At 60.5% G+C, this 22,575-nt stretch carries 18 protein-coding genes and 3 pseudogenes; 5 read left to right on the top strand and 16 right to left on the bottom strand.

Going from position 1 to position 22,575, the window contains the following annotated elements; all coding sequences use genetic code 11:
• Positions 1-15 precede the first annotated feature (15 nt).
• The 15 genes and pseudogenes from phnK to A3AU_RS1000000136905 form a co-directional block, all read right to left on the bottom strand.
• Positions 16-819 carry a phosphonate C-P lyase system protein PhnK gene (phnK, locus tag A3AU_RS0120620; protein ID WP_051355413.1) on the bottom strand — a complete coding sequence of 268 codons (804 nt, stop codon included), beginning with the start codon at positions 817-819 and terminating at the stop codon, positions 16-18.
• Positions 816-1,709: an alpha-D-ribose 1-methylphosphonate 5-phosphate C-P-lyase PhnJ gene (locus tag A3AU_RS0120615; RefSeq protein ID WP_032917787.1), complete on the bottom strand. Its 894-nt coding sequence runs from the start codon at positions 1,707-1,709 to the stop codon at positions 816-818. The genes phnK and A3AU_RS0120615 overlap by 4 nt, the downstream gene beginning before the upstream one ends.
• A complete protein-coding gene (locus A3AU_RS0120610; RefSeq protein ID WP_027054558.1) occupies positions 1,706-2,812 on the bottom strand; it encodes a carbon-phosphorus lyase complex subunit in 1,107 nt (368 codons plus the stop codon). The genes A3AU_RS0120615 and A3AU_RS0120610 overlap by 4 nt, the downstream gene beginning before the upstream one ends.
• On the bottom strand, positions 2,813-3,448 hold the full coding sequence (gene phnH, locus A3AU_RS0120605) for a phosphonate C-P lyase system protein PhnH (RefSeq protein WP_027054557.1): 636 nt from the start codon (positions 3,446-3,448) through the stop codon (positions 2,813-2,815). It lies immediately after the preceding gene.
• Complete coding sequence (gene phnG / locus A3AU_RS0120600; protein WP_027054556.1) at positions 3,445-3,930, bottom strand: phosphonate C-P lyase system protein PhnG; 486 nt, start codon at positions 3,928-3,930, stop codon at positions 3,445-3,447. The genes phnH and phnG overlap by 4 nt, the downstream gene beginning before the upstream one ends.
• A gap of 26 nt (positions 3,931-3,956) precedes the next feature.
• A complete protein-coding gene (gene phnM / locus A3AU_RS0120595) occupies positions 3,957-5,099 on the bottom strand; it encodes a phosphonate metabolism protein PhnM (RefSeq protein ID WP_027054555.1) in 1,143 nt (380 codons plus the stop codon).
• A 55-nt stretch (positions 5,100-5,154) separates the two neighbouring features.
• Positions 5,155-6,414: an alkaline phosphatase family protein gene (locus A3AU_RS01000000135715; protein WP_032917785.1), complete on the bottom strand. Its 1,260-nt coding sequence runs from the start codon at positions 6,412-6,414 to the stop codon at positions 5,155-5,157.
• Between the two features lie 12 nt (positions 6,415-6,426).
• Complete coding sequence (locus tag A3AU_RS0120585) at positions 6,427-7,260, bottom strand: ABC transporter permease (RefSeq protein WP_027054554.1); 834 nt, start codon at positions 7,258-7,260, stop codon at positions 6,427-6,429.
• Between the two features lie 9 nt (positions 7,261-7,269).
• Positions 7,270-8,211 carry an ABC transporter permease gene (locus A3AU_RS0120580; protein ID WP_027054553.1) on the bottom strand — a complete coding sequence of 314 codons (942 nt, stop codon included), beginning with the start codon at positions 8,209-8,211 and terminating at the stop codon, positions 7,270-7,272.
• Entirely contained in the window at positions 8,208-9,170 is a 963-nt protein-coding gene (locus A3AU_RS0120575; protein ID WP_027054552.1) for an ABC transporter ATP-binding protein, read from the bottom strand. Before A3AU_RS0120575 ends, A3AU_RS0120580 begins: the two co-directional genes overlap by 4 nt.
• On the bottom strand, positions 9,167-10,198 hold the full coding sequence (locus A3AU_RS0120570) for an ABC transporter ATP-binding protein (protein WP_081709605.1): 1,032 nt from the start codon (positions 10,196-10,198) through the stop codon (positions 9,167-9,169). Before A3AU_RS0120570 ends, A3AU_RS0120575 begins: the two co-directional genes overlap by 4 nt.
• 5 nt (positions 10,199-10,203) lie before the next feature.
• Entirely contained in the window at positions 10,204-12,024 is a 1,821-nt protein-coding gene (locus tag A3AU_RS0120565; protein WP_245235530.1) for an ABC transporter substrate-binding protein, read from the bottom strand.
• Between the two features lie 299 nt (positions 12,025-12,323).
• Entirely contained in the window at positions 12,324-13,811 is a 1,488-nt protein-coding gene (locus A3AU_RS0120560) for an ABC transporter substrate-binding protein (protein ID WP_245235529.1), read from the bottom strand.
• Positions 13,812-14,087: 276 nt separating this feature from the next.
• On the bottom strand, positions 14,088-14,825 hold the full coding sequence (locus A3AU_RS0120555; protein WP_245235542.1) for a DeoR/GlpR family DNA-binding transcription regulator: 738 nt from the start codon (positions 14,823-14,825) through the stop codon (positions 14,088-14,090).
• 66 nt (positions 14,826-14,891) lie between these two features.
• Positions 14,892-15,460, bottom strand: a pseudogene (locus A3AU_RS1000000136905) (recombinase family protein); the annotation flags it as partial.
• A 137-nt stretch (positions 15,461-15,597) separates the two neighbouring features.
• Here A3AU_RS1000000136905 and A3AU_RS1000000140970 point away from each other — a divergent pair.
• Positions 15,598-15,741, top strand: coding sequence for a DUF4158 domain-containing protein (locus A3AU_RS1000000140970; protein WP_418001073.1), 144 nt, complete (start codon positions 15,598-15,600; stop codon positions 15,739-15,741).
• On the opposite strand, the gene A3AU_RS0120540 is transcribed toward A3AU_RS1000000140970, so the two are convergent.
• The gene (locus A3AU_RS0120540; protein WP_032917799.1) at positions 15,713-17,662 is read right to left on the bottom strand and encodes a putative bifunctional diguanylate cyclase/phosphodiesterase; all 1,950 of its coding nucleotides are present in this window, start codon (positions 17,660-17,662) and stop codon (positions 15,713-15,715) included. The genes A3AU_RS1000000140970 and A3AU_RS0120540 overlap by 29 nt on opposite strands.
• A 336-nt stretch (positions 17,663-17,998) precedes the next feature.
• Between A3AU_RS0120540 and A3AU_RS1000000136900 the strand changes: the two are divergent.
• From A3AU_RS1000000136900 to groES, 4 genes and pseudogenes are all read left to right on the top strand, one after another.
• A pseudogene (locus A3AU_RS1000000136900) lies at positions 17,999-18,627 on the top strand (MFS transporter); the annotation flags it as partial.
• Positions 18,628-18,906: 279 nt separating this feature from the next.
• On the top strand, positions 18,907-20,754 hold the full coding sequence (locus tag A3AU_RS0120525; protein ID WP_027054546.1) for a sensor domain-containing phosphodiesterase: 1,848 nt from the start codon (positions 18,907-18,909) through the stop codon (positions 20,752-20,754).
• A gap of 87 nt (positions 20,755-20,841) precedes the next feature.
• Positions 20,842-21,876 carry a sensor domain-containing diguanylate cyclase gene (locus A3AU_RS0120520; RefSeq protein WP_081709604.1) on the top strand — a complete coding sequence of 345 codons (1,035 nt, stop codon included), beginning with the start codon at positions 20,842-20,844 and terminating at the stop codon, positions 21,874-21,876.
• 379 nt (positions 21,877-22,255) lie between these two features.
• Positions 22,256-22,549 (top strand): annotated as a pseudogene (groES, locus tag A3AU_RS0120515) (co-chaperone GroES); the annotation flags it as partial.
• Positions 22,550-22,575 lie beyond the last annotated feature (26 nt).

Below are 22,575 nucleotides of genomic sequence, written 5' to 3'. Positions count from 1 at the left end.
ATTGTCCTTATTGTCTCAAACCTGCAGGACGGAAGAGACAAGCAGTTGCGTATAGGGATGATGGGGGTCGTCGAGCACCTGGTCGGTGAGGCCCTGCTCGATGACGCGACCGCGCTGCATGACCATCAGCCGGTCGGCGAGCAGGCGCACGACGGCAAGATCATGGGTGACGATAATAACAGCGATGCCGAGCTCGCGTACAAGTCCGCGCAAGAGATCGAGCAGGCGCGCCTGCACCGACACGTCCAGACCACCCGTCGGTTCGTCCATGAAGACGAGCCGGGGACGGGTGACGAGATTGCGGGCGATCTGCAGGCGCTGCTGCATGCCGCCGGAAAAGGTGCGTGGCCGATGGTCAGTGCGCGCAAGGTCGATCTCGACCTTCTGCAGCCAGTCCTGGGCCTCGGCCCGAATGTTGCCGTAATGGCGGGCGCCGATCGCCATCGGGCGTTCACCGATATTGCCGCCTGCCGAGACGTCCAGCCGTAGCCCGTCGCGCGGATTCTGATGAACAATGCCCCAGTCGGTACGGGCAAGCCGTCTGCGTTCGGGTTCGGAGAGCGTGAGAATGTCAACGGGTCCCCGATCCTTCATGTCGTAGGAGATCGTGCCGGCATCGGGTGCCAGCCGGCCGGAGAGGCAGGCGAGAAGCGTCGATTTTCCGGAACCGCTCTCGCCGACGATGCCAAGCACCTCGCCGGGTCGGATCGCGAAAGACACATCGCGGCAGCCGATCTGGCCGCCGTAGGACTTGCAAAGCCCGGAGACTTCAAGCAGCGGCGGCTTCGGAGTAAGCTTGCGGATCGCATTCGTGGTCATGACTGCTCTCCGGCGGTCTTCGGTTGCGCTGCGGCCTTGGCCTGACGGGTGTTGCAGAAGTCGGTGTCCGAACAGACAAACATGCGCGAACCCTTGTCATCGGTGATCACTTCGTCGAGGTAACTCACAGTCGAGCCGCAGAGCGCGCAGCATCCCTTCCAGGTCTGCACCTCGAAGGGATGGTCGTCAAAATCGAGGCTTCTGACGGATGTGTAGGGCGGCACCGCATAGATGCGCTTCTCCCGGCCGGCGCCAAACAGCTGGATCGCTGGATTCATCTCCATCTTCGGATTGTCGAACTTCGGGATCGGCGATGGTGACATCAGATGGCGGCCGTTTATGACGGCCGGATAGTCGTAGGTCTTGGCGATGCGGCCGAAGTGGGCGACGTCCTCGTAGAGCGTCACCCGCATGGCGCCATATTCGGCATAGGCATGCATCTTGCGCGTCTCGGTCTCGCGGGGCTCGATCTTCTGCAGTGGTTCGGGCTGCGGCACTTGATAGACCAGTACCTGACCCTCCTTGAGCGGAATCTCCGGAATGCGGTGGCGTGTCTGGATGATGGTCGCGTCTTCGGTGGATTCGGTAACAGTGACGTCGGTGACCGTCTGGAAGAAACGGCGGATGGAGACAGCATTAGTGGTGTCGTCGGCACCCTGGTCGATCACCTTCAGCCGGTCGTCGGGACCGATGACGCTGGCCGTCACCTGGATACCGCCAGTGCCCCAGCCATAGGCGAGCGGCATCTCTCGGCCGCCGAACGGCACTTGGTAACCGGGTATGGAGAGGGCCTTCAACAGCGAACGGCGGATCATCCGCTTCGTCTGCTCATCAAGGTAGGCGAAGTTGTAGCCAGTGTCGCTGTGAATCGTTGTCGTGCCGGCGCTCATTCGGCGACCTCCTTCGTTTGTGCTTCCCGGGCGGCCATGTGTTCGGCCCGCAATTGCCGGACGAGCGCCAACTCGGCCTGGAAATCGACGTAATGCGGCAGCTTGAAATGCGAGACCATGCCGCTCGCCTCGACATTGTCCGTATGGGCAAGGACGAATTCCTCATCCTGGGCGGGGTAGCGTACGTCCTCGCCAAGTTCGCGGGCGCGCATCGCCCGGTCGACCAATGACATGGCCATCGCCTTGCGCTCGTTGTGGCCAAAGGTGAGGCCATAACCGCGGGTGAACCGCGGCGGCTTGGCGGCCGTGCCACGGAACTGGTTGATCATCTGGCATTCGGTGACGGCGATTTCCGCGACAGCAATCGGAAAACCGAGCTCCTCGGGGACGATCTCGACCGTCACTTCACCCAATCTCAGTTCGCCGACGAAGGGATGCGCGCCGCCGTAACCACGGACTGTCGAATAAGCGAGCCCGAGCAGAAAACCCTCGTCGCCGCGCGCCAGGTTTTGCAGGCGCTGGTCGCGCCCTGCCGGAAGGCTCATCGGCTCGCGGGTGAGATCGAAGATTTCGCCCTGACCCTCGTCGCTTTCCTCTTCGATCAGACCTTCGCTGCCGAGCAGGTCGATGACCTGCGGCACATCTTTGTCGAGCGGCTCGGCGGCCAAACCTGCCTGGGGCCGCTGAAGCCCTTCGGCGGCGAGGGCAAAATCGAGCAGCCGGTGTGTGCAGTCGTAAGTGGGTCCAAGCACCTGGCCGCCCGGGATATCCTTGAACGTCGCCGAGATGCGCCGGCGGATCGTCATGCGCGACGTATCGACCGGTTCTGACACGGCGAACCGAGGCAGCGTGGTGCGGTAGGCGCGCAGCAGGAAGATCGCCTCGATCACATCACCCTGCGCCTGCTTGAGGGCAAGTGCGGCGAGTTCCCGGTCGTAGACCGATCCCTCTGTCATCACCCGGTCGACGGCTAGGCCGAACTGTTCGCTGATCTGGGCGAGCGTTAGTTCGGCGAAGGCCGGATCGCCACGACGGGTTTCCGAGATCAGCCTGAGGGTGTTAAGGATGGCCTGTTCGCCACCCTTGACAGCAACATAAGCCATTTAAGTCTCCACCGCGATTGTGCGCGGCAGGCCCACCAGGGCATTGCCGTTCGTGAAGATGACGTCGATCCCGCGCGGGTAGAGCTCTCTATTCAGCTCCCAGTCGGACCAGAACCAGAAGGGCAACCCGCCGATGCTCACGTGAGCGGTCGTCTTGATGCCGGGGCCGGTCCAGGTGGTCGTCGGTCCGTCGGTAAAGGACGAAACCTGGATGATCAGCGTCATCGAGCGATCAGGGTATTCCACGTCGCCTGGATGAAATTCGACGAGGCGCGGCATTGACAGTGCATCGGTGACGACAGCGAAACGCGCCTTCATAGGGTCGTCTGTGACGGGCAGGCCGCAGTGATAGCGGAGCCAGGCCACCGCCTCGTCGGATGCCGCCTGCCGGTCGAGCCAGGCCAGCGTCTCGAAATCCATGAGCGTCAGGCAGAGTGCCGCGGTTGCCGATGAAAAGGGCCGCGGCGGCGCCAATGCGCGGTCGAATGGCACGACACGGCCGGGATAGGCGGTCGCAAGCAGGCTCGCGCGAAACACCGCTTGGGCGTCGAAGACCGGATCGGCAAAGCCTGCCTTCAGCGAAGCGCCGCCGGAGGAGACGGGACGCATGGATGTTGCTGAAGATTGGACTGTCATGCCGGGTCCTCCCCGCGAACCATAGTGAAGAACTCGACCTTGGTGGCTGCGGCCTTGCGGCTTTTTGCCAGGCGTCGTGCTTCGGCCCTTTCCCGCAGCGGCTCGATAACCTTTGCCGTGATCAATTCATGGCGGTGCGGCTGCTGCAGCAGCGCATCGACGATTGCCGCCAGTTCCGCCTGGCGCTTGTCGCGTCCCTGGACGTAACCGTGCCCAACAGTGCCGTCTTCAAGCCGGACCGAAGCGCGGGCTACCGTCATCTCTCCGAGATTGAACACGTTGCCCGTGCCACCCGCGCGACCACGCACCATGACCAGGCCGATATCGGAAGGCCTCAGCCATTCAAATGTCGAGTCGGTCACCAGATCCGCCGCCAAGGCCTCAAGCTCACTGCCAACACTGCGCGACAGAATACCAAGCCAGTCGGACCGCTGGGCGATGGCAGCCTGCTCCGCTTCCATCTTCGTTTTCGATTTCATCATTCTTTCCTTTGGCGCCTGGGCGCTCTTTACAGATACTGTCGACCGGCCACCCAGATGTTGCGGATCACCGGCACGCCTTCGACGAGGCGCACGCGGATCAAGTCGGCGCGAAGGCCCGGCGCGATGCGGCCGCGATCGGTAAAACCGAGCAGGTCGGCGGGGGTTTTCGTCACCATGGCAACCGCCTCGGGGAGATCGAACCCTTTGGCGGCCAGCGCGAATGCGGCATGCAGCAGACTTCCCGGCACGTAATCCGAGGTGAGCATGTCGAGGAGACCCCGATCTGCGAGCTCCAGGGCACTGACATTGCCGGAATGCGAACCGCCGAGAATGATGTTCGGCGAACCCATGACGATCTTCATGCCGAGTTCGCGCGCGCGGCTCGCGGCCTCGACAGTCGTCGGAAACTCGCTGATCGTGATCCCGTCGGCGTGGGATTCGTCGACATCCGCGGCTGCCGTGTCATCGTGGCTGGCGATGCGGATATCGCGCTCGCGGCAGAGGCGTCCGATCATCGAACGGCCGGGCGGGACATATTGCTGCTGGTGTTTGCGGCGCTCAGTGATGTAGAGCGAGAACTCGTCTTCCGTCCAAACCCGGGCGTTCTTCTTGCGGCGGAACTCTCGGTAGAGCGTCAGATTGTGCCACTGCCGCTGGCCGGGCGTGTGATCCATCATGCTGACGAGCCTGAGGCCGGGATTATCGACATGCCGCTCGACGATCGGCAACAGGGCCGGATCGGAGAGTTCGCAACGAAAGTGGAAATAATGATCGGTCTTCAGAAGACCGCTCGCTCGCGCCCGCGTCAGTCCGTCGATGGCCTCGTTCAGCATGGCGAGACGAGCGCCGCCGCTGTCGTAATCGCCAAGCGCGAGCGAATCGAGCACGGTCGTGATGCCGCTGCCGAGCAGCTGCCAATCGTGTGCAAGTACGGCAGCAAGGGACGAAGGCCACTGCACGCCCGGCCGCGGTTGCATGAAGTGTTCGACACTGTCGGTATGCAGGTCGATCAGACCAGGCAGCAGGAAGTCGCCTTCAAAATCGATGGCTTCCGCTTTCGGAGTTTCACCTTGTTCAAAAGAGTGGATGAGACCATCGCAGATTGCGAGGCCCGCCTCTGTTAAATGATTTTCGCACACGATTCGTGCGTTGGAGATTTGCAACCACATTGGATGTCTTCTTCGATTTACTTCAGGTGCGGTTCAAGCGATTGCGGGCCTCGCACTATGGTTGGCTCTCTTCCGCGATCAGGGAACGCCCGGCATAGGGCGCCTGCGACAGGCCGATCACGCTCGCGAGCGTCGGGGCAAACTGATCGGCATCCGCCTCCTCGACGATTTGCGGTGCAATGCCACCGCCGGAAAGGAGGAACATGCGATCATCTTCTGGGCTGCCAGGCCGGAAGCCGTGGGTCGAAATAAGGTGCGGGCTACCCGTCGCCACGAGCGGGCCGGTCGCATCACTCGGCCGTTCTTCGAACGAATGCCGGGGTGGAGCAACAAACATCGCCACTTTTCCGCGCATTGCCTCGGGAACATGTGCATCGTTCCAGAGCTCCACACCACGGCGCGCCAGACGCTCCGTCGCCTTCTCCAGATCGCCGGCGTTCTTGAGGAAGACATAGAGGCTTGCCCCCTCGGTCATCCAAAGCATCTCTGGGATAATCGCCTCAGGATAGATCGCGGTATCCACCGGGCCATGACCGTGATCGCTGGTGACCGCGATAACGTAGTCGTCGCGGCGCCCGGTGCGCTCCAGGACAGCAAGCAAGTTACCGATCAGCATGTCGGCAAACTCCACCGACCAGATCCCCGCCGGGCTGTCGTAGCCGAGATAGTGCTGGAACGCATCCGGCATCTCGATCTCCGTCAACAAGACATCCGGCGGCCGGTTGGAGCCAAGCAAGGCGACGACTGCGCGGTTGAGAAACTGGTCGAGCGCCAGGCCCGAGATCAGATGCGGAGCGCCGCCGTCGGCAGCATTCCTGAACGCGTCCATATCCGTCAGCCCGGCCCGGGCGAGCCTGTCTTCGGGATCGTGGATCGCTCGCGACGCTGCCAACGCTTCCGGCGTGACCATCTTGCTGAAGCGATGACCCGTCATGAAGCCGCGGAGCCACCAGGGCGAGACATGGACTGCCGTATCGCCGGGATCGACCAGCGCCTGACCGATGGCAGCCACATCAAGGCCAGCTTGTCTCGCATGGGTTGCGATCGTCGGCACCAGCAGATCTTCGGTCAATGGTGCCAAGAAGGCATCGCCGCGGAAGATATGGTTGCCGTAGATGCCATGCACCTCCGGACCGACGCCGGTCAACATCGTGGCCCGGCCGGGAACAGAGGTGGCGGGAACTGTTGATTTCAGGCGGCGAACGCGCAAGCCGCTTTCAGCCAACTGGCGCATATTGGGCAGGCGATGCGCATAGTTTTCGAAGGTGTCAGCGCTGACGCCGTCAACAAGGATGGAAATCAGTTTTTTCTGCATGGAAGACATCCGTTACTTGAGAGTGGGATCGAGTTTGTCGCGCAAGAAATCGCCCACAACGCTGACGGCGACGGCCGTCAACACGATGACGATGCTGGGGCTAAGCAACATCCAGGGAGCGCGGGTGATGTATTCGCGGCCGGTGCCGACCATGACGCCGAGGCTGGTCATCGGCGGCTGAACGCCGAGCCCGAGGAAGGACAAGCCGCTCTCCACCAGAATGATCTCCGGAAACGTCACAGTTGCCGCAACGAGAAGCGTTGCCGCACTGTTGGGAAGAATGTGACGGAGATAGATGCGCAAGGGATGCGCGCCGAGCTGTCGGGTCGCCCCTGCATATCCTTGCGCGCCCGCTGCAAGTGCGAGCCCACGCGCGAGCCGCGCGTTGCGCTCCCATCCATAAAGGCCCATCAAGCCAACGAACAGCGGCAACGAATTGCCGAAGAACGCCAGCATCGCCAGCGCGACGATCAGGAAGGGCAGCGACGCCTGGACGTCGATGAGCAGCAGCAGGAAATGCTCGACCAGCCCCCGGAAATAGGCAGCAAGAAAGCCGATTGCGGTTCCGACCACAACGCTGATGACGGTTGCGCCAAAGGCGATGAGCAGGCTGGTCCGGATCGAGTAATAGAGGCGCGACGCGACATCGCGGCCGAGGTCGTCGGACCCGAACAGGTGAACGGTCGTGCCACCGAACCCGAAAGGCGGCGACAGGCGGTCGCGCAGGTCCATCGCGGTGATGTCATGCGGAGCGATCAGCGGCGCGGCCGCCGCGATCAGCAGCATCAGGCAAAGCCAGAGCGACGCAAAGAGCGTCGGCAGGTCAATCCGTGACTTCTTCTGCATCTGGCTTCCTCAGTGTGATCCCGGGCGCGCTTGTCGCAAGCGGGGATCGACGACGCCGTAGAGCAGATCCATCATCAGGTTCGCCGACGTCATGGTGAGTGCCACGAGCAGGAGGATGACCTGCACGACCGCGAGATCTCGATTGCCGACGGAGACCACGAGCAGTTGACCAATGCCCGGCCAGCCGAAGACGTTTTCGACCAGCACCGCCCCGGCCACCTGTCCGCCCAGCATCAGACCCAGCAATGTGAGGATCGGAATGATGGCGTTCGGGAAGGCGTGGTGGTGAATGACCTGGCGCCAGGTGACGCCCTTGGCGCTGGCGGCAACGACGTAGAGCTGCGACAGAACCTCGATCATGGCGCTACGCGTAAACCGCGCGAGCATTGCCGCCCCGCCGACGCCAAGCGTCAGCACCGGCAGAACAAAGCTTTGCCATTTGTCGGCTCCCCCTGAGGGAAACAGGCCGAGCGTCACCGAAAAGATCAGGATGAACAGCAAGCCGAGCACGAAGCTTGGAACCGTGAAACCGAGCACGGTCAGCATCATTACCGACCGGTCGATCCAGCTGTCTCGATGCATGGCCGCATAGGCGCCGACCGGGATCCCGATCAGCACGTTGAGCGCGAGTGCCGGCAGCATCAGGGCCAACGTCAAAGGCATTCGCTCAAGCACAAGCTCCGCGGCGGGCTTGCCGGCCAGCATCGAGTTGCCGAAATCGCCGTGCAACGCGCCCCAGAGATAGCGAAGATATTGAACGGGCAGAGGCTGATCCAGTCCCCACTTCTGGCGAAACGCTTCGAGGTCGGGCGCGCGCGCGCCGGGCCCGAGGATCTGCAGGGCCGGATCTCCTGAAGCGCGCAGCACGAAGAATGTGAGTGTCACGACCACGATGATCGAGAGCGCGGCCCGCAAGACTTTTGGGCCGATGTAAGGGAGTATGTTTGTCATGGATTTGATACCAGATGGCACGAGACCCGCCGTTCCGGTCCGAGTGGGAGGAGTTCAGGCTGCGTCTGCCGGCAAATATCCTTTGCCAGATGACAGCGCGGATGGAAGGGGCAGCCTGAGGGCCGCTCAGTGGGGCTTGGCGGCTCGCCCGGCAAGGGCAGATAGTGATCGAAACCGCCTGGCAGTTTCGGCATGGCCGAGACGAGCGCCTGCGTATAGGGATGCATCGGCTGGTCGATGACGGTGTCGGCCCGCCCGTGCTCGACCACCTGACCAAGATACATAACGACGATGCGATCGCTGACATGTCGAACGACCCTCAGATCATGGCTGATAAACAGGATGCCGAGCCCAAGTTCCTGTTGAAGATCGACGAGTAGATTTACGATCTGTGCCTGGACGGAGACGTCGAGTGCAGAGACGGGTTCGTCGCAAACAAGAAGCGAGGGACTTGGCGCGAGTGCACGCGCCAGAACCACGCGTTGGCGCTGCCCGCCGGAAAGCTGATGCGGATAGAGCGCGCGATGATGTTCGCTGAGCCCGACAGCGTACAGGAGATCGAGCACGCGCTGCTGACGGCTTGCTCGGTCACCTATGTCATGGATGACCAAGGGCTCCGCAATCAGATCACCGATGGTCATCCGCCGGTCGAGCGCTGCCAGCGTATCCTGGTAGACAAGCTGCATCCGCTGACGCTTTGCGCGCCATTCCCGTGTATCGGCCGCGGCGAGCTGTTTATCTTCGAAGAGCACGTGGCCGCTGTCGGCCTGTTCCAGGCCGAGTGCCAGCCGTCCCGTGGTGGATTTTCCGCAGCCCGACTCGCCGACGACACCGGTTGTCTCACCCTTTCTGACTTCGAGCGACACTTGGTCGACGGCAGTCAGAAAACTCCGCAAACCAAAGACCGGATTGCCGATCGGATATCGACGGCTGACTTTTTCGAGCTGCAGAAGCGTCATTGACGCGTCCCGTCAGCAACGCGGAGGCAGCGCACGACGTGGCGTGCCGATATCGTCCGCATGTCCGGCCCTGTCATGGCGCACGCGGCGTCAGCACTTTGGCAGCGGGGCGCATAGGCGCAGCCTGGCGGTAGGCCGCCATGGGGCGGCGCGCCGGGGATGGCCGTCAACCGGACACGAGGGCCATCCGAGGGAGGGATCGCGCCGATCAGGTCGCGCGTGTAGGGATGTTGCGGCGCGTTCAGAAGTGTATGCGTGGGTGCCGCCTCGACGATGCGGCCGGCATACATGACACAGACGCGGTCACAGATGGCGGCCACCGCGGCAAGATCGTGGCTGATCATCACGAGCCCCATGCCGGTGTCGCGCTGGATCGTTTTGAGCAGCAGTAGGATTTGCGCCTGCACGGTGGCGTCGAGCGCCGTCGTCGGCTCGTCGGCGACCAGAAGCTCGGGTTCACCGGCGAGTGCGATGGCGATCATTACCCGCTGGTTCTGTCCGCCTGAGAGTTCGTGCGGATAGGCATTGAGCCTGCTGGTCGCGTCAGGAATACCAACCTGGTCCAACAGCCGTCGCGCCTCGGCGCGCGCCGAGGCGCTCGTGAGGCCACGATGCAGGCGAAGCGCCTCGGTGATCTGGGCGCCGATGCGATGAACAGGATTGAGCGCACTTGCGGGATCCTGGAAGATCATCGCAATGCGTCCGCCGCGCACCTGTTCAAGTTTAGATTGGCTGGCGCCGGCGAGGTTAAAACCATCCAGACGCGCTTCGCCCTTGACCTCAGCCGACTTTGGCAGGAGACCCAGCACCGCACGCCAGGTCACGGACTTGCCGCAGCCGGATTCTCCAACGATACCGATCGCCTCACCCTTATCAACGGTCAGGTCGACGCCGTGGAGCACGGGGACACCGCTGAAGGATACGGTGAGGTCATTGACCGTGAGAATGGGCCGTTTGCGGGGTGCAGCGACGTCATGACTGGTGAACAGCGCGGCATTCGCGCTGTTCGTTTGAAAAGCATTCAGCATCGGGTTCAAGCCACAGGCTCGGACGGCAACTTCGGGCCAAGCCACATCTGTGGCAGCGGATTGGGCGTGAACTGCAGGTCCGTCTTTTGCCCGTAGATGAACGGCATGGAGTGCAGCGGCGTGATGCAGGGGTCATCGATCTCGACGATGTCCTGCATGCGCTTGAACGCGGCTTTGCGCTTCTCCGGATCCAGCGTCGTCTCAAGCTGATTGCCGAGCGTATTGAATTCGGCATTGGTCCAGCCGCCCGAGGCCTGCAGATCGTTTGTCGGACCGATGATCTGCCAGAGCATGGAGACAGGGTCGGCATAAAAGGCGCCGCCGGACGTGTCGTTGATACCGCCGATATTGCCGACTTGGTCCCAGTTCTCGCACATGACCAGCTTGACATTGATCCCCGCGGCTTTCCACATCTCGACCAGAGCCTGGTTGTCGGCGAGCTGCATCGGGTAATAGGTCCCGACGGTCGGATAGGGGATCTCCTCGCCCTTGTAGGACGACTTGGCGAGCAGGTCCTTGACCAGGGCCGGGTCGTAGGAAACGCCCTTGCGCTCGGGATCGTTGATCTCGCCGAAGATCGGCAACTGCCAGCTGGTCAGCGCCTTGGCGCGGCCGTTCCAAAGACCGTCAGCCAGGGCGTCCCGATCGATGGCGGAAGCGAGCGCGCGGCGTAGGTTGACATCCTTCAGGACAGGCGTCTTGAGCGGAGCGAAGGTCAGGAAGCGGAACCACATAGCCTCACCCCCGGTGACGGAAAGACCACTGGCGCCTTCGATCTCCGAAATATGGTCCGGCGTAATGTCAGTGACGATATCGTAGTCACCGGCTTTGAGGCCGGCGATGCGCGCGGCGATCTCGGGCAGCCGCTTGAAGCGGATGGAAGCGAACGGCGGCTGGCCACCCCAATAGTCGTCATGGGCGATGAGCGTGATCTCGTCACCGCTACGCACATCGCCGATCTTGTACGGTCCGCTGCCAATCGGCTTTGCCGCCCAGGCGTCGAAACTTGCGGCGGCTTTATAGGCCTTGGCGCTGATAATCTGGGTGCCCCAGGCCCCCAACCGGTTGGCGAAGACAGGATCTTCCGTCCTGGTGACCAGGCGGACCGTGCGCTCGTCAACCTTCTGCACATCGGCGAGCGAAGAAAGGAAGTTGGCAACCACCGCAGCGCCTGGAGCCTTGTCGCCGCGCAACCGCTCCACGCCCAGTGAGAACACCACGTCGTCAGCCGTCATTGTCGAGCCGTCGTGGAACTTCACATTGTCGCGCAGGACGATCTCATGGGTCTTTGCGTCGATTTGCTTCAACGATGTCGCGAGCGCGAAGTTGAGGCGGAAATTGTCGTTGTAGTCAGTCCGCAGCAGCTGATCAAAAATACTGTATTGCACCCGCCAGGAGACGTTGGCGATGGAAGAGCTGGCCACGGGCTCGAGGATCGTGCGCAGGTCCTGGACGGCGATGTTGAGGCTTGGCCGCTGGCCGCCGGCGGCCAGAAGTGAGCGCGGCAAAGCCAGGGCGCCAGCCGCCATGGCAGTCATGCTGAGAAATGTGCGCCGTGATGCTTGCATGTCAGAAACCCTCTCTCTTGCGGACAATCCGCTTCCAATTCCAATCCCAGATATAGAGTAGTTATGTGACAGTTTTATGCGGGTATATGACGGATCATGATGAGATAAGGGCGTAATTTGTGGCATTTTCCCCTCCGCTCGCACGCTATGAACGGTTTTTAATGCTGGGTTATGACGGATTTTGCGGCGGGCATAGGACTTCAGCGCCTTTTTCGAGGCGGCACCTGGTCGACAGCGATCAGAAATTTCCGCATCCAAAAGCTGCGTTGCCGATCGGAAATCGACGACTGACCTTTTCGACTCACAGAAGCGTCATTGATACGTACAATCAGCGACGCGGATACAGTGGTCGAAGTGTTTCGCCGATATCGCCCGCATGTCCGCCTCGTCATGCCACATGCGACATCAGCACTTCGGCAGCAACCGGACACGGGATCGTACCAATGAGATCGCGCGTGTATGGCTGTTCCAGCGTGTTCAGAAGCGACCGGCGACGTCCTGACTGGAAAACAGCGCGGCATCCGCGCTGTTTGTGTTAAATGCGTTCAGCATCGGGCTCACGCCACAGGCTCGGGCGGCAACTTCGGGCCCAGCCACATCTGCGGCAACGGATTGGGCTTCCAAGAGATGTCCTTCTTTTGCCCATAGATGAACGGCATGGAGTGCAGCGGCGTGACGCAGGGATCTTCGATCTCGACAATGTCCTGCATGCGCTTGAAAGCGGCTTTGCGCTTGGCGAGGTCCAACGTTGTCTCAAGTTGATTGCCGAGCGCATTGAACTCGGCATTGGTCCAGCCGCCCGAGGCCTGCAGGTCGTTGGTCGGACCGATGATCTGCCAGAGCATAGAGACGGGATCGGCGTAAAGGCCGCCACCGGACATATCATTGATGCCGCCGATATTGCCAACCTGGTCCCAGTTCTCGCACATGATCAGCTTGACATTGATGCCCGCGGCTTTCCACATCTCGACCAGAGCCTGGTTGTCCGGAAGCTGCATCGGGTAATAGGTCCCGACGGTCGGATAGGGAATCTCCTCGCCCCTGTAGGAAGACTTGGCCAGCAGTTCCTTGACGAGAGCCGGGTCATAGGACACGCCCTTGCGCTCGGGGTCATTGATTTCGCCGAAGATCGGCAACTGCCAGCCGTTGAGCGCCTTTGCGCGGCCGTTCCAGAGGCCTTCTGCGAGCGCATCCCGATCGATGGCGGACGCAAGCGCACGTCGCAGATTGGCATCCTTGAGGGCGGGAGTCCTGAGCGGAGCAAATGTGAGAAAGCGGAACCACATGGTTTCGCCCCCGGTGACGGAAAGACCGCTGACGCCGTCGATCTCCGAGATATGGTCCGGGGTAATATCGGTGACGATATCGTAGTCTCCGGCCTTCAGGCCGGCGATGCGCGCGGCAATCTCGGGCAGGCGCTTGAAACGAATGGAGGCGAACGGCGGCTGGCCGCCCCAATAGTCGTCGTGTGCGATCAGCGTTATCTCATCGCCCGTTCGCACTTCGCCGATCTTGTAAGGACCCGTACCGATCGGCCGCGCTGCCCACGCGTTGTAATTCGTGGCGGCCTTCCATGCCTTGGCGCTGATGATCTGCGTGCCCCAAGCGCCGAGACGGTCGGTGAAGACCGGATCCTCCGTTTGGGTAACCAGACGGACGGTTCGATCATCGATCTTCTGCACATCGGCAAGCGAGGCAAGAAAGTTTCCAAACACTGCCGCGCCAGGCGCTTTTTCGCCGCGCAACCGCTCCACGCCAAGCGAGAACACCACGTCGTCAGCCGTCATCGTGGATCCGTCGTGGAACTTCACATTGTCGCGCAGGCCAATCTCATAGGTCTTCGCATCGAGCTGCTTCAACGACTTCGCGAGAGCGAAGTGCAGGCGATAGTTATCATTGTAATCGGTCCGCAGGATTTGATCATAGATACTGTACTGCACGCGCCAGGAAACATTGGCGTTAGAGGAGCTATCCACCGGCTCCAGAATGGTACGCAAGTCCTGAACGGCAATATTGAGGGTCGGCCGCTGGCCGGCTGCGGCCATGATGGACCGCGGCAATGCTATTGCGCCGGCGGCCAAGGCCGTCATGCCGAGAAATGTTCGACGTGTTGCTTCCATGTAAGAAACCCTCTTTCTGGCGGACGAACTGCAAATCCGCTTCCGGTCCGAAACATAGAGCGGTTACATGACAGTTTTATGCGGTCTTATGACGGATCGTGATGGAGGCAGGCATCGGTAGCGGTTAAATAGTAAAAATTAAACAGGACTTGGTGAAATTCCTCTGCCGTACGCACTGCTACGAATGGCTTGAATGCTGGGTTATGACGGATTTTGCGGCATGTATAGAACTTCAGCGCCAGCGCCTTCGATGGCAGTCAGCACGTGCGGTTCCGGTTTTTGATCGGTGATGATTGTAGCGATGGCAGAATGAGGCAGGGTTCGGTAACGCGCCGACCGACCGAACTTGGTATGGTCGGCGAGCACAGCGATCCTCCGTGCCTGTTCTGCAAGCGTCGCTGCGAGTTCCTGCCCACCCTGCTCATGGTCAAAAACGCCGAGCGTCGGGTGCACCGCATTGACCCCGATGAATGCGATATCGATCTGCTGTTCGCGAAGCGTGCGCAGGGCCGCAAATCCGGTCACGACGCGATAATCGCCGTTGAAATCACCGCCCAGCAAGACGACACGATGCCGGCGGCCTTCGGCGGCGGCGATGGCTGTGTCGACCATATTGGTGACGATGCGCATTTCCGGCAGCATGGATATCCGACGCGCCAGAGCCAGCACTGTGCTCCCCCCACCAAAGAAAAGATTCTGCCCCGGCTTCAAGAGGCCGAGCGCGATTTCGGCGATAACGTTCTTTTCTGCCAGCTCAGAAATGGCACGCGACGAGATGGCCAGGAGCTTCGGTTGCTGTGTGGCGACTGCACCGCCATGTACGCGCACGACCAACCCATCTTGCTCGAGTTGCTTGATATCCCGTCGGGCGGTCTCTTCGGATATATTGAAATGCAGCATCAGATCGCGGATCCGAACTTCGCCATCCGTTTGGACCATCTCGATGAGCTTCTTATGACGGTTGTGACTGAGCGACATTCTTCTCTCTTTTCTCGCGCGCGGTTTGACGGCAGATGCGACTGACTTTTCGGCCTTGAGCGCTTCATAGAGCGCAGTTTTCCCTATTTTGACGCGCGCGGCAGCTTCGCGCACGTTGAGACCGGCTGCGAGTACTGGCGAGCCTTTTCAAGCTTTTCAGGCGTCACGACAGCCTGCCGCCCACCTCGCCGGCCTCTTTCCCTTGCGGCTTGCAGTCCGGCGCGGGTTCTATCCCTGATCAGATCGCGTTCGAATTGGGCCAGCGCGCCGAACAAATGGAATACCAAACGCCCGCCAGATGTCGTCGTATCGATATTTTCAGTAATGGATCGGAAGACGACACCTTTAGTCTCCAATTCGGCGATGATCTCGATTAGGTGCTTCATCGAGCGGCCGAGGCGGTCCAGCTTCCAGACGGTGAGTGTGTCGCCCTCCCGAACATATCGAATGGCTTCGCCAAGACCAGGCCGATCAGCCTTCACGCCCGATGCCCTGTCTTCTAATACCCTATCACACCCTGCTTTACGCAATGCGTCGAGCTGCAGGGCAGTTTCCTGGTCGCCGGTGGGGACTCCGGCATAGCCGATGGCGGTCATGAGTCATGACGTTTCCGTTTTCTCGTTGATTTCGGATGTCCGATTTGCCGATGAATGGCAAGGTTTTCGGACAAATTCTGCTTACGCAGGCATTTTCCATTTCGGTGCAGCGTCCGCAATGAAAGGGAGGGTGATGAATGGCTCGAAGGGCGTTGCTGAGTGAAACGTGGTGGGGCCAGGCAACAGCGATCCCAGATGACGAACGGGAGATCGCCAAACACTACACGCTGGACCAATCGGATCTCGATTTGATCATGCGGCAGAACAAGGCTTCGCGGTAATGCCGGGAATGTCGCCTATCGGGACAGGTTTCCCGATTAAATAGCCTTGAGCTTCATCACATCTGACGCAGCGTAGATAGTCGAGCTGTTCGGGAGTTTCTACGCCTTCGGCTGTTACCTCGATTCGAAGCTCATGCGCCAACTTAACCAATGATCGTACAATCGCGTCGCAGTCCGCATCGGTGAGCATATCCTGGACAAAAGATCGATCGATCTTGAGCCGCGAAAGAGGCAATTTACGAAGATACGTCAGAGATGAATAGCCGGTGCCAAAATCGTCAAGAGCAACTGTGACGGAGAGAGAAACTAACGATTGTAAGAATGAAATCGTTTCTTCAAAATTCGAAATCAGCACAGTTTCCGTGATCTCGACCTCCAGTCTTCGGGGCTCCAACCCGGCTTCAGCCAGGGCCACGACAATTCCATCCAGCAAGGCCTTGTTCTTAAGCTGCACCACCGACAGGTTGACGGAGACCCGCAAGTCGCGCGGCCAGCGCGCCGCTGCCAAACAAGCCGTTTTGACGACCCAGTATCCGATGGAGTGAATCAAACCCGTTTCTTCAGCGATGGGTATGAACTCCGACGGAGAGATCGGGCCAAGGGTCGGATGCTGCCACCGCAGAAGCGCTTCAAAACCTCGGATGCGATCGCTCCCGAGGTCGAGAAAGGGTTGAAATACGAGCCAAAGCTGGTCGTTGACGAGCGCAGATGCCAGATCGCGTCCAAGGGCATGGCGCCTAACAGCAGCTTCATCGTCGCTTGCGCTGAAAAACTGGATGGAGCCCGCCCCCCGCGTCTTGGCCCTGTATAGCGCGGTATCGACGCACCGCAGGAGTTGGTTGGCATCCAAACCGTCAGTGGGCGCCAAAGCGATGCCGATAGAGGCCTTACAATATATTTCGCGGCCTTCGATCAAGAACGGGGCGGGCATGACATCTATGATCTGTTTGGCCAAGGACCTGATCTGATCTGGCCTGATTTCGCGCGCAGCGATTATTGCAAATTCCCCGCCCTCCAACCTGGCAATGCCATCGCTCTCCCGCGTTGATTTGCGGAGTCTCGCAGCCACTTCGACCAAAAGGGCATCCGCCATCGTTCGACCAAAGCGATCATTCACCTCGTCGAAATTATTCAGATCGAACAACAGTAACGCAAAGTGTCGGTCAAACTGCTTTGCGTCCAGCAACGCGCTCTCGAGCCGCTCATTGAAGCTGAACCGGTTTGGCAGACTCGTTAGAACATCCCTGCGAATGGCATTTTCACTTTCCGCTTGTAGAAGGAAGCGTTGGGTAAATTCGGACGCGTGAGCAAGCACTGCACGAAACAGCGTGATGGCGTAGCTCACCATCAGGATTGCGACGGGCAGATTGACGGCGTCTCCCACCCGCACAATGGCAACCGCCGAACCGACGAAGATCGGTAGCGTATACGCGATGGCCGCAATAGGAATCGTGCAAAAGGAAGCGGCACCGCCTGCGATCATCCCTGCGCTCAGGCAGGTGATGACGACCTGGGCGGCACTTGTTGCCCCACTGAAGAACAGAATGGGAAGTGCGCCCCACCAAGTACCGAACAGGAAGGCGTTCCGCACCAGGTTTTGCGTAGTCCGGCGAGACACCGACCTTGGTTTGACTGACCGAAACGATGATCTCGCTCTCAAGCCCACGAAACCAGCGGCGACGATGATCCCACTCGCCCAGACGATGGCTTTCGTTTGGTCGGGCGAGCCCCAAACCGCCATAACAAGAGTGGCTGCATTGAGTATATTCGCAACCATGCCAAGAAGGGTATTGCGAAGCACGATACTGACCTGCTCCGCTCTAATGCGGCCGGCAAGTGGTTCGATCGTCGAGGGCCCGCCAAAAGCCCGCAGGTCGCCCGCCAGAAGGTCACCGAGCCTTGCGGCAGACAGACGCTGCATCACTCTTTCACCCCCCGCGCTAGAGTAGTCGCTGCGTGTTGATCCCCTACCGAACAATTCGGTAAAAGTAAATTTCAACCGCAAATTTTGACAACCCAGTTCGAAAGCCCCGAACGCCCGCCGAACCTTTCGCACCGGCCCGTCCGCGCGCCATCGGGGACCCAAGGCTCCGCCTGCTCCGGCGGTCAAGCCAACCTGGCCTTCGAATTGTATGGTCGAGGCGAGGCTGAATGAGGAGCGAGTCTCGGATGAATTCCCCGGTGATTTTCACGAGCCGCATTCCTCGTGCCTGCCGAGACGGCAGATTACGGATTTTCCAAAGGATATACAAATGCCGCTCAAATTGCGCTCGCCTTGGGCGGCGCGGGCTGGGTCACCGCCTGGTCGGGGGTTGGCGTGAGCGTACAGCTGGCGAGCCCGCGCTGGGTCGTGGGGCGGACCATCTCGATCTATTATGCATTGATAGACGGCGGCATCGCTGCCGGCAGCTGGGTATGGGGCACGGCTTCCCAGAACTATTCCCTGACCTTGGCGCTGGAGGGTTCCGCTGGAGCCATGTTGCTGGTCGCCGCAGCCGGCGTGCTGTTTCCTCTGCGCGAGCGCCACGAGTCCGAGCCCGATTCTTTGGAAGAATTCGACGCCCCAGCTGTTGCTCTCAATCTGAACCCAAGAAGCGGCCCGATCGTGGTCAAGGTCGAATATCTGATAGCCGAAAGAAATGTCGAGGCCTTCCTGGACCTCATGCGGCAGCGCAGGCATGTCCACAGCCGCGTCGGCGCTCGGAACTGGACGCTCCAGCGTAACCTTCAGAAGCCTATGCAATGGACAGAAACGTTCCGCACGCCGACCTGGACGGACTGGACGAGCGTGTCTTCCAGTTGCATGGGGGAGAGGAAGTGCCTCAAATGACGCTTGCGATTGAGCGTCCGACAAGCTCGGCCCGCAACAATCCTTCACCTTCCCCGTCATTGAAGCCCGACCGGCCCATATCACCCGTGATCGCTAACGTATGGCGCTCAACCGAATTGGGCTGGATCACATCGCCGTGCCGGTGGTCCCGGAACTAGAGGCCTGGGCTGGCCTCAAGGAAATCACCCCCCGCTCAACGCGGATCCTCACCGAAACGGGTTCGTCCAACTTATAAAGAATTACCCGACATTATCATCTCGTACACTGCATCTCCTCAAAGGGATTTCACCAGGAATGCCAGCAGGGTATTTAGGAACGCGGATTGGCGGGTTAACATGCTGCATCTCCAGAACACTATTCTCGAAATGATCGCCAGGGGCGAGACGCTCGAAGCGACGATGGACCGTCTTTGCCACCGGATCGAGAAACTGTTGCCGGGCGTCAGATGTTCCGTTCTGCGCGTTGACGGTAATGGGTTGTTGCATCCCCTCCCAGGTTCCAGCTTGCCGAATGAATATATGGCTCTTCTCGAAGGCCTGATGATCGGCCCGCTGGTGGGCTCCTGCGGCAGTGCGGCCTATCTCGGAAAAGCCGTGGCTGTGAAGGACATCGCGACCGACCCGCGCTGGATCGGCTTCAAGGAGCCGGTCCTGGCGCTGGGCCTGAAGGCCTGCTGGTCGAGCCCGATCTGCGATGCAGAGGGCGCTGTGCTCGGCACCTTTGCCCTGTACTTTCCGGAGAAACGCGGCCCCACCCCTGGCGAGGAGAAGGTTGTCGCCTCTTGTACCTCCCTGTGCGCCATCGCGCTTGAGCGTCACCGGCGGGTCGTCGAGCGAGAGCACGGCGCCTATATCGATGCCCTCACCAACCTGCCGAACCGGGCGAGTTTGGACGTCGCCCTGGAGCGGCTGTCCTTTGGCCAACCGAGCGCCTGGGCGGTCCTGATCATCGACCTCGACAACCTGAAGACCATCAACGACACCTTCGGCCATGCCGCCGGCGATGCTTTGCTACAGGCGGTGGGGTCACGTCTCGCCGAAAGCGTAGTGCCTGACCGTGTGTTTCGCATGGGCGGCGACGAGTTCGTCGTAATCCTTCAGCGAGCTGGCGCGCCCTCCGGCATCGAGAGCGCGGCGCGTCATATTCTCGACACTCTGGCTGTGCCCGCCGATTGCGACGGGCACATGATCCTGGCACAGGCTACCATCGGCGGCGCAGTGCTGTCGGCGGGGGACATCGATGCGAAAAGCGTGCGCCAAAACGCCGATTTCGCGCTCTACCACGCCAAGGAAACTTCGCGAGGCGGCTTCGTGCTGTACTCGCCGGGAATCGGCAGCGCAATCAAGACCCGGATTGAGGTGATCCGCGATGTCGACGTGGCTTTGCGCGAAGGGCGGATCGACGCGTTCTATCAGCCGATCCTGCGGCTCGACACCCGGGCGATCGTCGGCATGGAGGCCCTCTGCCGCCTTCGCAAGCCGGATGGCGAGGTCGTTTCCGCCGCTGCGTTTCACCAGGCAACCTCCGATGTCAGCGTCGCCTCGCATCTGACGGAACGCATGATGGCGATCGTCGCAGCGGACGTGCGCTCGTGGCTGGTTCAAGGTATTCCGTTGCAGCATGTCGGCATCAACATTACCTCAGCCGATTTTCATAGCGGCACGCTTTACGCGCGTCTTGAAGCCGCCTTCGGCCGCGAGAACGTTCCATTGAAGCACATCATTCTGGAGGTCACGGAGTCGGTCTATCTCGGCCAGCGCGATCCGGTCGTCGCTCGGGAGATCAAGGCGTTGCGGGCCCATGGCCTGCGCGTCGCGCTGGATGATTTCGGAACCGGCTTCGCTTCGCTCACGCATCTGCTGACGGTGCCGGTCGATATCGTCAAGATCGACAAATCCTTCATTGATCGCCTTGTGCAGGGAGATCCGAGCCTGGCGATCGTCGAGGGCTTGGTCGGCATCGCTCGCAAGCTCAGCATCCAGGTCATCGCCGAAGGCATCGAGAACGAAGCCCAGGCCGTCTTACTTGCGGAGATCGGGTGCCAGTTGGGTCAGGGGTATCTGTTTTCGCAAGCGGTACCCCGTCAGATAGCGAAAGGCCTTTTGAAGCGGTTCGGGCAACCACCTGCTGAGGAGATTAGGGTAGCGAGCGGCATAGCGAACCCAATCGATCTGATCGCCTGACGGAAATCCCTCCCTTGGGGGTGGCTTGATCAGCCAATAAAGAACGCTGCGGCACCCCGCGAAAAAGAGTCCGGAAAGGAAACAAATATGCGCCTGCCATCCGCGTCACAGCTTATTCGCAAGGCTTTTGGTCGCACCGGGTCCGGGCAATCACCGGCCGGCCTGGCTATCGGTTCGGACATTCTTACTGAAGAAACGGATTTCCGGATGCTCACTGAGAACAGCGGTGACGTCATCATGCAACTCGGGCCGGACACGAAGGCACGCTACGTTTCACCGTCATGCACCCGACTTCTGGGATGGCTGCCGGAGGAAATGGTGGGGCATGGTCCGGAGGAGTTCGTCCCGCCGGAGCATCTTCAAAACATCGCTGCGGCAGCCGCGCTCTTGCTTGCCGGAGCAGATGAAGGCGAGCCGCTTGCGATCGAGATCCGGCGGAAGGATGGGAAAACTATCTGGGTTGAGAGCAAGGCGCGCATCGTCCGTGATCCGCTAACCGGCGTTCCAGGCGACTTCGTCCTGATCATGAGAGATATAACAGAACGCAAACGGCTCGAAGAACAACTTCGCTTACTTGCGATGACGGACGGGCTGACCGGCCTGGGCAACCGCCGCGCCTTCGACGAGACCTTGGAGAGGGAATGGCGGCGCACCGTTGGTAGCGCTGGACAGATGTCCTTGCTGTTGCTCGACATCGATCGGTTCAAAGGTTTTAACGACAAATACGGCCATCAGGTTGGCGATGATTGTCTTCGCGCCGTCGCTGCCGCAATAAGAGACGTGCTTAATCGTCCTGGGGATCTGGCGTCCCGATATGGCGGGGAAGAACTCGCCGTCATCTTGCCTGATACCGATGGCGAAGGAGCGCTCGAAATAGCGGAACGGCTGAGGCTCGCAATCGAAAACCTCGGCCTGCCTCACGGCGACAATCCGGAAGGCGGCGGACGCGTCACCGTCAGCATCGGTTCAGCGACCGCACTGTCACGATCGGGCGGGACGATCAGGATGCCGGAAGGCCTGCTTCTTGCCGCTGACACCGCCCTTTACAAGGCCAAGCACAAAGGCCGAAACCGCGTCGAAGTCGCCCTGCTGCTCGCATCGGAAGGTCCCGACGCGGCCTGATCAAAAGACGCTACAGCCCCGCGCACCGACTCAGCCAGAAGGTCCCGATTTCGTTGGCCTGGGCAAGCTGAAAATGCCGTTCAGGCCCTTCCCCGCTGGCCACACCAGGCAGGCGCCGCTGGCGGAGATGTTTGGAGCCGGAGGGGACAAACCACTGGCAGCAAAGATGCAAAAAGGGCTTTGTCCTCACGCAAAGGGTCCCGGGTGCTTCCGCACCGATTCCAAAATTATTTGCTCTTCGCCCGCCCCTCTTCCGTCTTGACTAGCACCAGCCTGTGGCCTATCTCACCGCCACGTTAGCACTCGCCTCTGCCGAGTGCTAACCGCTCTCCGGCAACGGAGAACTGCTCAACCTCCGCACCAGGGACATCCAAAAACGGCAAAGTCGAAGTTCCGCCCGCTTCATGACCGCGTGGTCGTTCGCCGGGTCGAATCCGAATCCAAGACCGCCGGCGGGATCATCATCCCGGATACGGCGAAGGAAAAGCCGCAGGAAGGCGAGATCATCGCCGTCGGTTCCGGCGCCCGCGACGAAGCCGGCAAGCTCGTCCCGCTGGACGTCAAGGCTGGCGACCGCATCCTGTTCGGCAANTGGTCGGGCACCGAAGTCAAGCTCAATGGCGAAGACCTTCTGATCATGAAGGAATCCGACATCATGGGCATCATCGGCTGATTATCGGCCTCACCGTCAACTGAATT

Source organism: Mesorhizobium erdmanii USDA 3471 (assembly GCF_000472705.1).
Classification (GTDB): Bacteria; Pseudomonadota; Alphaproteobacteria; order Rhizobiales; family Rhizobiaceae; genus Mesorhizobium; species Mesorhizobium erdmanii.
Note: the sequence above shows the minus strand (reverse complement) of the source record. Positions and strands in the feature narration are given on the sequence as shown.

Excerpts from the sequence above, each read along its gene's own strand:
- phnK (WP_051355413.1), bottom strand. The coding sequence starts at position 819 with ATGACCACGAATGCGATCCGCAAGCTTACTCCGAAGCCGCCGCTGCTT.
- A3AU_RS0120615 (WP_032917787.1), bottom strand. The coding sequence starts at position 1,709 with ATGAGCGCCGGCACGACAACGATTCACAGCGACACTGGCTACAACTTC.
- A3AU_RS0120610 (WP_027054558.1), bottom strand. The coding sequence starts at position 2,812 with ATGGCTTATGTTGCTGTCAAGGGTGGCGAACAGGCCATCCTTAACACC.
- phnH (WP_027054557.1), bottom strand. The coding sequence starts at position 3,448 with ATGACAGTCCAATCTTCAGCAACATCCATGCGTCCCGTCTCCTCCGGC.
- phnG (WP_027054556.1), bottom strand. The coding sequence starts at position 3,930 with ATGATGAAATCGAAAACGAAGATGGAAGCGGAGCAGGCTGCCATCGCC.
- phnM (WP_027054555.1), bottom strand. The coding sequence starts at position 5,099 with ATGTGGTTGCAAATCTCCAACGCACGAATCGTGTGCGAAAATCATTTA.
- A3AU_RS01000000135715 (WP_032917785.1), bottom strand. The coding sequence starts at position 6,414 with ATGCAGAAAAAACTGATTTCCATCCTTGTTGACGGCGTCAGCGCTGAC.
- A3AU_RS0120585 (WP_027054554.1), bottom strand. The coding sequence starts at position 7,260 with ATGCAGAAGAAGTCACGGATTGACCTGCCGACGCTCTTTGCGTCGCTC.
- A3AU_RS0120580 (WP_027054553.1), bottom strand. The coding sequence starts at position 8,211 with ATGACAAACATACTCCCTTACATCGGCCCAAAAGTCTTGCGGGCCGCG.
- A3AU_RS0120575 (WP_027054552.1), bottom strand. The coding sequence starts at position 9,170 with ATGACGCTTCTGCAGCTCGAAAAAGTCAGCCGTCGATATCCGATCGGC.
- A3AU_RS0120570 (WP_081709605.1), bottom strand. The coding sequence starts at position 10,198 with ATGCTGAATGCTTTTCAAACGAACAGCGCGAATGCCGCGCTGTTCACC.
- A3AU_RS0120560 (WP_245235529.1), bottom strand. The coding sequence starts at position 13,811 with ATGGCCGCAGCCGGCCAGCGGCCGACCCTCAATATTGCCGTTCAGGAC.
- A3AU_RS0120555 (WP_245235542.1), bottom strand. The coding sequence starts at position 14,825 with ATGGTCCAAACGGATGGCGAAGTTCGGATCCGCGATCTGATGCTGCAT.
- A3AU_RS1000000140970 (WP_418001073.1), top strand. The coding sequence starts at position 15,598 with ATGGCTCGAAGGGCGTTGCTGAGTGAAACGTGGTGGGGCCAGGCAACA.
- A3AU_RS0120540 (WP_032917799.1), bottom strand. The coding sequence starts at position 17,662 with ATGCAGCGTCTGTCTGCCGCAAGGCTCGGTGACCTTCTGGCGGGCGAC.
- A3AU_RS0120525 (WP_027054546.1), top strand. The coding sequence starts at position 18,907 with ATGCTGCATCTCCAGAACACTATTCTCGAAATGATCGCCAGGGGCGAG.
- A3AU_RS0120520 (WP_081709604.1), top strand. The coding sequence starts at position 20,842 with ATGCGCCTGCCATCCGCGTCACAGCTTATTCGCAAGGCTTTTGGTCGC.